Source organism: Pseudomonas sp. KCJK9000 (assembly GCF_046230725.1).
In the GTDB taxonomy this organism is placed as follows: Bacteria; Pseudomonadota; Gammaproteobacteria; order Pseudomonadales; family Pseudomonadaceae; genus Aquipseudomonas; species Aquipseudomonas promysalinigenes.
Genome location: NZ_JBJJLN010000099.1, coordinates 1 through 8,950 on the forward strand (window position 1 = coordinate 1; position 8,950 = coordinate 8,950).

Annotated in this window: 5 protein-coding genes and 1 rRNA gene; 3 read left to right on the top strand and 3 right to left on the bottom strand. The window is 58.9% G+C overall.

Annotated elements, in window-relative coordinates; genetic code table 11:
• Positions 1-59 precede the first annotated feature (59 nt).
• Positions 60-175: ribosomal RNA gene (rrf, locus tag ACK59H_RS22390) — 5S ribosomal RNA — on the top strand.
• A gap of 82 nt (positions 176-257) precedes the next feature.
• On the opposite strand, the gene ACK59H_RS22395 is transcribed toward rrf, so the two are convergent.
• Positions 258-947 (bottom strand): GntR family transcriptional regulator, encoded by a 690-nt coding sequence (locus tag ACK59H_RS22395; protein ID WP_060480545.1) that lies wholly within the window; start codon positions 945-947, stop codon positions 258-260.
• A 231-nt stretch (positions 948-1,178) separates the two neighbouring features.
• Here ACK59H_RS22395 and lapG point away from each other — a divergent pair, with 231 nt between their 5' ends.
• Together lapG and lapD are read left to right on the top strand one after the other, a co-directional pair.
• Entirely contained in the window at positions 1,179-1,871 is a 693-nt protein-coding gene (lapG, locus tag ACK59H_RS22400) for a cysteine protease LapG (RefSeq protein WP_060480546.1), read from the top strand.
• A 10-nt stretch (positions 1,872-1,881) separates the two neighbouring features.
• Complete coding sequence (gene lapD / locus ACK59H_RS22405; RefSeq protein ID WP_060480547.1) at positions 1,882-3,828, top strand: cyclic di-GMP receptor LapD; 1,947 nt, start codon at positions 1,882-1,884, stop codon at positions 3,826-3,828.
• A 49-nt stretch (positions 3,829-3,877) separates the two neighbouring features.
• Here the strand turns inward: lapD and ACK59H_RS22410 are convergent, their stop codons facing one another.
• On the bottom strand, positions 3,878-4,219 hold the full coding sequence (locus tag ACK59H_RS22410) for a hypothetical protein (protein ID WP_060480548.1): 342 nt from the start codon (positions 4,217-4,219) through the stop codon (positions 3,878-3,880).
• 155 nt (positions 4,220-4,374) lie between these two features.
• Positions 4,375-8,950 (bottom strand): immunoglobulin-like domain-containing protein (locus ACK59H_RS22415; protein ID WP_409264937.1); only part of this gene is annotated, 4,576 nt, incomplete at its 5' end.

Genomic DNA, 8,950 nt, shown 5'->3' on the forward strand with positions numbered 1-8,950 from the left:
AAGTAGGAACTACAGAGATTCGCAGGTACGTCCCCAGGACGGATCAGCACACAGAATTTCTTGACGACCATAGAGCATTGGAACCACCTGATCCCATCCCGAACTCAGCAGTGAAACGATGCATCGCCGATGGTAGTGTGGGGTTTCCCCATGTGAGAGTAGGTCATCGTCAAGATTCAAACAAAAAGCCCCTGTCTGCATTGCAGACAGGGGCTTTTTCTTTTTTAGACAAGGGTGCAACCCAACCCGTCTCGCTTCTAAACAGCGCGCTGTTTGTTCAGGTAGTTTCTAATCACCCGTGCGCCGTTATTCAGGTGCTGCTGCAACACACCCACTGCCTCCTCGACCTGCTTGGACGCAGCAGCGTCCACAAGGGCATTATGATCGTCCTGAGTGAGCTTGCCCAAGCCCATGGACGATAGGTGGAAACGCAAGAAACGCTCTTCTTCGTTCAGCTCGTTCTCGATCAAGCGCAGCAGTTTTTGATTGGAGGCCTTGCTATAGAGCGTCATATGCAGCAGCCGATTGAGACGGCCGATTTGCGCATGACTGGTTTCGTGTTCCAGCTGCTCTATGTAGCTACGAGCGCTAGCTATGTCGCTTTCCTCAAGCAACGGTATCGACTGGCGCAGCGCTTGGCTTTCAAGGAGTACGCGCAGCTCATAGGTGTCGACCGCGTCCTCACCAATCAACGGGGCAACGACTGCCCCTTTGTGCATCTCTACTCGCAGTAACGACTGTGCTTCCAATTGGCGGAGCGCCTCGCGCACAGGCATGCGGCTGACGCCATATAAGTCAGCAATTTCCTGCTGGCGAACGGCGGTGCCAGGTGGCAAGCGACCATCAACGATGGCGTTGCGTAGGCGCTCTTCAATCACGCTGCGGGCCAGGTGGGGTGATAGCTGCTCGCTAGCTAGCACATTACTGAGTTTGATTTTCTCAGCCAAAGAACGCCTCGACTATAAAAGTTGGATCCAATAAGCCGCATTATAGGCAGGGAGCCTCAGCAAACGCAGCTGCACTCATCAACGATCCAACGCAGGCTGTAGTAGGGGGTGAATAACCATAAAGTAATATAGCTCCAAGTCGCAGACGGGATGATTGCATGGTGCCATTGTCTTTTAAGTGAACAGGCCCCACCATCGCTGCTTTGGAATGAACTGAACAGGGCCTAGCAAGTGGCGTTCACTTGGCTACTCAAAACCGCAGTGCGACGTCTCGGCCTAGCCCTGCTGATGGGTACTCTGCTGCTGAGCGGCCTGAATGCCGATTGGGACTTTGCCGAGATCAGCCGCAAATCCCAGGCACTGTACGGGCCTTTGGGTGCTGGCAAGGGCCGTATCGATGCCTGGCAGCGGTTGATGGCCACACAAAGCCAGGGGAGCGAGATGCAGCGCCTGCAAGTGGTTAACCAGTTCTTCAACCAGCAGCTGCGTTATGTCGAGGACATCGACCTTTGGCATGAAGTCGATTACTGGGCTACCCCGATTCAAGCGCTGATCAAAGGTGCAGGCGACTGCGAGGACTACGCCATCGCCAAATACTTCAGTTTGCGGCGTATGGGCATACCCAGTGAAAAACTGCGCATCACCTACGTCAAAGCCCTGCGCCAGAACCGCGCGCATATGGTACTGACCTATTATTCAAGCCCGCAGTCACAACCGCTTGTACTGGACAGCCTCATGGATGCGATCAAGCCTGCCAGCCAGCGAACCGACTTGCTGCCGGTATACGCCTTCAATGGCGAAGGCCTGTGGCTGACGGGCGCTACCGGCAACAAGAAAGTGGGTGATACCAAACGGTTGTCCCGTTGGCAGGATTTGCTGAAGAAAATGCAGGCCGAAGGGTTCCCGGCCGAACCGGTTTACTGAAGGAGCACAGATGTCACTGTTCAAACAATTGCTGTTGGCCATTTGCCTGTTCCTGATAGTCGCGTTCAGCGGCAGTTTCATGGTCAGCCTGGAAAGCTCGCGCAGCCAATACGTCAACCAGTTGCGGTCCCACGCTCAGGACGCAGCGACAGCCTTGGCCTTGTCGCTGACGCCGAACATTGATGACCCGGCAATGGTCGAGCTGATGGTCAGCTCGATCTTCGACAGTGGCTACTACGCCAGCATCAAGGTCGTGGACCTTGAATCCAATGCCGTGCTGGTGGAGCGGCATGCCGAGCCCGACCCTGGAGGTGTACCGGCGTGGTTCATCCACTTGATAGGCCTGGAGGCTGCTGGCGGCGATGCAATCGTCAGCCGCGGCTGGCAGCAGGCTGCTCGCGTGGAAGTCATCAGCCACCCGATGTTCGCGATTGCCAAGCTGTGGCAGAGCGCCTTGGGCAGCCTTGGTTGGTTACTGCTGTGTGGCGTTGCAAGCGCGGTGCTTGGTGCGCTTTTGCTGCGCCGTCAATTGCGTCCGCTGGATTATATGGTCGAGCAATCCCATGCCATCGCACGGCGTGAATTCCTCAGCCTGCCAGAACTGCCGCGCACACCTGAACTGGCTCGTGTGGTGCAGGCCATGAACCAGATGGTGGAGAAGCTCAAAGCGCTGTTTACCGAGCAGGCCGAGCGCAGTGAGCGGCTGCGCGCCGAGTCCTACCAGGACAGCCTCACAGGGCTTTCCAATCGGCGCTATTTCGAAATGCAGTTGGCGGCACGGGTCAGCAATATGGAAGAGGCCCGCTCTGGCTACCTGCTGCTGCTGCGCGTGCAGGACCTGGTAGGGCTCAACGCCCGCCTGGGTGGCCAGCGTACCGACCAACTGCTGCAGGCGGTAGGCGAGCAACTGCGGCGTACTTGTGCCAATTTCCCAGAGACTAATGACCTGATCTCTCGCAGCCGTGGCGGCGAGTTCGCCGTTCTGGCACCTGGTATGGTCCACGAAGAGGCCGTGCAGCTTGCTCAGGCGTTGGAGGCCACGCTGCAAAGTTTGCATGTGACCGGGGCTAGTGACGTCGACCCGGTGGCCTGCATCGGTCTTGCACCCTTTACCCCTGGCGATGCACCCCAAGCGTTGCTGAAACTGGCGGACGAAGCCCTGGCCCGGGCCGAGAACCAGCCCACTCCTGGGTGGGTGTGCCTTGAGCAAGGCGTTGCCGCGGTGGCAGGTGATACCCAGCATGGCTGGCATACACGACTGGACCAAGCGTTCGCCAACGGGCAGTTCGAACTGTTCTTCCAACCTGTGGTGGATGCCAATCAGACCGACCACATCCTTCACTATAAGGTGATCTCGCGCCTTCACGATGACCAAGGCGAGGCACTGCCAGCCGGCCGCTTCTTACCATGGCTGGAGCGTTTTGGCTGGATGCCGCGGCTTGATGTGCTTGTGCTGGAGAAGGTGCTGGCTCATTTGCAAACCCACAACCACGTCCTGGCGCTGAACCTTTCGGCCGCCACTTTGGCCGACCCTGCTGCCTTGCAGCGCGTTTATGAATTGCTGGGTCAGCATGCTGCTTTGGGCGCTCGATTGATCTTCGAGATCGGCGAAGAGCAGTTACCTGAGCATGCCACCCTGGAGAACATTACCCGGCGCTTGCATGGCCTGGGCTTTGGCCTGGCGCTGCAGCGTTTCGGCGGCAGGTTCAGCATGATTGGCAACCTGGCACACTTGGGCCTGGCCTACCTAAAGATCGACGGCAGTTATATCCGCAATATCGAACAGGAGCAGCACAAGCGCCTGTTCATCGAAGCTATCCAGCGTGCTGCGCACAGTATCGACCTGCCGTTGATCGCCGAGCGCGTAGAAACCGAAGGTGAACGCCGCATTCTTGTGGAAATGGGCGTGGGCGGCGTGCAGGGGCAATTGGTCGGTGAGCCGGCCCCCTGGCATTGACCCCAGCGGCGGCGCAGTAGCCCCCTGACGGCACGCCTCAGGGGGCGGCTCAGATCAGCCCGCTGTCCTCATCCTCTTGGATCAGGTTGTTCAAGCTGCCCAGCGCCATGCGCGCTGTTGAGCGGTTGAGCAGCTTAGCCTGGGCACCAGGTGGCAGGTCGGTGATGCTGATCACACCCTTGGTGGTCAGCACCTCGATCAAATCCTCCAGCACGCGAATCATGTCCAGGTCGCTCTGTTTCAGCTGACGCAGGCTGTTCTCGACCACATCATCGGCAAACCATTCGAGGATATCGGTATGGTCGGCCGCGAGGATTTCCGTGTACTCGGCATAGGGGGCAGCTTCTACCCGCTGCAACTGGCCGTCGGCGTTGCGTTGCACGTAGAACATAGCGTCATCCCTCGTCACGATGGTTCCTTATTGGTTATCCGCAGCATAGGCAAAGTTCACCGGGCAGGTTAGGCCCGGTGCATGAGTATGCGCTGTGAAAGGGAACTGGAAAAGCCACTCTACGGTAGCCATCCCTGGCCACCGTAGAGGGGATATCAGTGATCGACCTTGATGGTCGGGTCTGCACCACTGATCAACGAGTTGACCGTGGTATTCGACCAGTTAACACCTTCGAGCTTGATGGTCACGTCGGCGCTGCCGCCAGCATTGAGTTTGCCTTCTGTGCTGACTTGCAAGGTGGACGTGCCGTCTGCCGTGGTGGTGATCTTCAAGTAGTTGTCGATGGTGCTGGCTGTCTCGCCCTGCAGCAGGTCGCGCAGGTCCAGACGGTCACCTTCACTGGCTTTGAAGTCCTTGATCACGTCGTTGCCAACGTCACCCGCCTTCCATACGAACAGGTCGGCACCGCTGCCGCCGATCAGGATGTCGTTACCCTGGCCGCCGATGAGGGTGTCGTTGCCACTGCCACCGAGCAGGATGTCATTGCCCTTGCCGCCATCGAGGTAATCGTTGCCACCCTGGCCGAAGATGATGTCATTGCCTGCCCCACCCATGAGCGTGTCACTGCCGTCATTGGCCCCGGAAATGTCGAACTCGGTGTAGTGCTCGCTGACGTACTTGTGCATCGCCCGCGCGTCTACGTCACCGATGTCGACCCCAGTCTTGCCGGCGACATAGGCCTGGATGGCCTCGACACCCGTACCTGCAATAGACGGGAAGGTCACCAGGTCGCCGAAGATGATGTCATTGCCGTCACCCCCGTTCACCGTATCATTGCCTGGCAGAGTGGCTTCGGTATGGCCCAGGATGGCATCGGCGAGCTTGCTCGGGTCGATGTTGGTCTGAGGCTTGCCATCAGTGTCGTACGGCTTCAGATCGTCGGTGTTGACACCGCTGTTCAGGCCGATTGCTTCTACACCCGAGAGCGCCGAGAGGATTTTGAAGCTTTCCAGCGAGTTGCTCAGGGTGGCGTCGTTAGTAGTGCTACCGGTACCCGCGCGGGTCGACATCTCGTAGGTACCGTCACCCTGGGCGTGTAGCGTGCCGGTTTCGTAGGTTCTCCAGTTGCCATAGACGTTCTTGTACTGGACCGTGATCGACCCGTCGGTTTGGATGGACACTCGGGTGGTGCTGTCCACGGTAGCGTTGGTAAGCGAATCACCCAACTTGTAGTTGACCGAACTCAGGTAGTTGTCCAGCGTGACGCTGCTGTAGCCCAGGGTCGGGTTGGTCTTCTCACCAGTCTGGTAGTAAGTCGGTTGGCCATCGGTAATGAAGAATGTCTGATTGCTGCCAGTGCTACCTGCATTCTTGAGCGCCTGGAACCAGTTGGCAGTGGTTTTGAAGGCATCTTCATAGTTGGTGCCGCCGCCCGACTGAAGGGTGTTCAGGGCCGACAGCAAGGTCTTGAGGCCCGCATCGTTGAGGGTGACCGACACATTGCTCTTGACCTGGGTCGCGAAATCTACCAGCAGAATATTGACCACACCCGACTGGGCGCCTTTGACGCTAGCTGCCAGTGTCTTGAATACCGATTCCAGCGACGACTTGGCCGCATCCACACCAGAGGATCCCATCGAGCCCGAGGTATCGACGATGAACGCGATGTTGTAGTTCTGCCCCGGCACCACGTGCAGGCCATTGACGTCCGACACAATGATGTCGTTGCCATCGGTGCCGGTGAGGGTGTCGTTTTCTGCCGACAGGTTACTGGTGGTGTAGGCCTGTGGGTAAACCGTGACTTTGAACGTGCCCTCGGTGGTCGCCGTGCTGCCGCCAACGCTTTCGCTCGAGGTCGAAGATACCTTCACATCGAACTGGCCTTGGTAGTAGGCCGGTGGCTTGATGGTCAGGCTACCAAGGTTCCAGCCAGTGACGTCCACTGCAGCGCTGCCCACGGTGATGGTATGGCCAGCGCTGTCGGCCAGCACCGAGCCTGCCGGGATACCGGAAAGCTTGACGCTGAGGCTCTCGGAGCCATCCGTGTCGGTGAGCGCGGTGCTGATGCTCACGAGCTTGATCGGCGCGCCGTTCTCGCCACCTTCGTTGAGCTTGTAGCCATCGTAGTAACCAGCACCGTTGCTGCCATGCAGGTCGGATACGGTTACACCGGTGTTGGCCAGCGCAGCGACGTTGGGGTACATCGGAATGTTGGCGCTGTTCAGGTCAGTGACTGCACCGCTGCCCACCTGAATGTTGACATCCAGGCTACCTGGCCCTGCCTGGTTGGCGCTGTAGATCTCCAGGGTGTAGTAGCCACTGGTGGTCGGCGTGAAGCTGCCAGTGATCTTGCCGCTGGCCGAGCCCCAGGTCGCTCCCGCTACGTTGTTACCGCCAACGACGATCTGCAGGCTGTCGTCAGCGGTGCCGCTGAAGGTATAGGTCTTGCCGGCTTCCAGGTAGATCAGCCCGGAGGTCTTGGAACCTGAACCGGGGGTGATGGTGGACGAGGTATCGACCGTATTGACCAACTCGCTCTTGCTGGCGTTGCCAGAGTTGGCAAAGACGTTCTTCAGCGCGTCACCCGTAATGCCATTGCCATTGGTGCCCAGGCCAGTGAGGCTGGTCCAGGTTTGCTTGGTCAGGCCCAGAGACTCGACGTTGTTGTTGCCGATGCTCAGGGACGGGGCGTCAGCCACAGGCCTGATATCGACCTTCAGCGTCGCTTCACTGCCCGCATCCTTGCCGTCGGTAGGCGTGTACTTGATCTGTGCATAGTCAGCCTGCTTGTTGCCCACGCCGGTACCGCCATAGGCATCCACACCCGACTGATTGGCAAGCGGCACGAACTTGAGCTTGCCAGCGGCGATGTCGGCCTGGCTGATGGTCTGGCCAGCTTTGACGTCGGTCCAGGTGGAGCCTACCAGCAGTTTGAGGTTCCCGGCATCCGGTAGCTTGGTGATGGTCACACCCAGGCTGCTCAGTGGCGAGTCGACATCACTAACGTTGAAGTCGCTCCAGCCCAGCACGAGGTCGGTGTCCTCGGTACCAGTGACCGCGCCCCCGGTTGTGGTCGGCGCATCGTTTACGGCAATCACGTTCACCGTGGTGGTGGCGACGTTGGAGGTGTTCACACCATCGGTCACTGTCACCGTGATGGTGCGTGGCGTGGTGCTTGGGTCCTCACTGCTGTTGATGAAGGTGATGTTCTTCAACGCCTGGATGTAGTCAGCCAGCGACGCGGTGCCGCTCAGGGTCAGTACCACCTTGCCATCAGTGCTGTTGGCGTTGATGGTGATGCCATTGACGCTGTTGCCCAGGTTCAGCGCATCGCCCGGCTGACGGTTGGTCAGGGTAACCGTAGCGCCGGTCAGCATCGAGCTGTCGTAGTCGGTGATGCTCAGGTCGACATCGCCGATGGACACACCCTTGCCGTTCTCGGTGAAGGTGGTCTGGTAGTCCGCGCCAGTCTTGCCGCTGGAGTCGTTGGCATCCAGGTCCAGTACTGGGGCGGGTTCGAAGATGACCGTGGTTGCGCTCCCGGCGCTACCGCTGATGGCCAAGTTCTCGAAGTTGCCGCCACTGGCCGAGTCGATCTTGACGGTGAATTGCTCGGTGCCCTCGGTAACGTTGTCCTTGATCGTCGGGATGCTGAAGGTCGCAGACGAACTGTTGGCCTTGATCACCACGCTGACCACGCCAGTGTAATCGGCACCGTTGGTGGCGGTGCCGCTGTAGCTCAGTTTCACGGTGACGTCGGTTTGCGCAGGGTTGGTGAGCGACAGGGTGTAGGTCGCGGTACCGCCCTCAGCCACCGCAGCAGTGCCGTTGATGCTCAGTGTGGTGGTCTGAATGGTATCGGTGACGGCAGTGACCGCCGCCGTGTCGCTGACGGTCAGTTGCTCGAAGTTGCCACCGCTGGTGCCGGTAATCTTGGCCGAGACGTTACCTGCATCGATGTACACATCGTCTGCCGGGGCAGGGACGGTGACGGTGCCGGAGGTCTTGCCAGCAGCAATGTTGATTACCGCGCCGTTGCTCAGCGTGACGGTCATGTCGGTACCAGCCTTGTTGGTCAAGGTGGCGGTGTAGGTGATCTGACCACCTTCAGCGACAGTTTGCGTGGCGCTCAGGCTCAGGCCTGTGTTGTCGATGGTGTCGGTGACCTTGGTTTCGATGAACGCCCCGTCGGTAACCAGCTGCTCGAAATCACCGCCTGTAGAACCAGTGATATTGACCTTCAGTGTGCTGGCATCGATGTACGGATCATCGGCTGGCGCGTTGATGGTCACGCTGCCTTCGCTCATGCCTTTGCCGATGGTGATGACTTCCCCATTGCTCAGGGTGATCTTCATTTCGGTGCCAGCTGGGTTGGTCAACTTGGCGGTATAGGTGATCTGGCCGCCTTCGGCAACGGTCGGTGTGGCGGTCAGGCTGAGGCCGGTGGTGTCCTTGGTGTTGGCGCCATCGACAACCGTGGTGCTTGGTGTGCCGGTGGTAACCAGTTTCTCGTAGTTGCCGCCAGTGACATTGGTGATGCTGTTGGTCAGCGGGGCATTGGTGTTGTAGACGTTGTTCGGTGCGGTGTAGTTGACCGACCCGCTGGTCTCGTTCACGCCGATGGTGATGGTCTGGCCGTTGGCCAAGCTGATCACCAGCGGTTTCTCCGTCACAGGCGCGGTCACGGTGGCGGTGTAGGTCACAACGCCGCCCTCGGTCACGCTCGGGGTG

What these genes read in the sequence shown, in the direction of transcription:
- lapD (WP_060480547.1), top strand. Translation starts at nt 1,882, where the DNA reads ATGTCACTGTTCAAACAATTGCTGTTGGCCATTTGCCTGTTCCTGATA.
- ACK59H_RS22410 (WP_060480548.1), bottom strand. Translation starts at nt 4,219, where the DNA reads ATGTTCTACGTGCAACGCAACGCCGACGGCCAGTTGCAGCGGGTAGAA.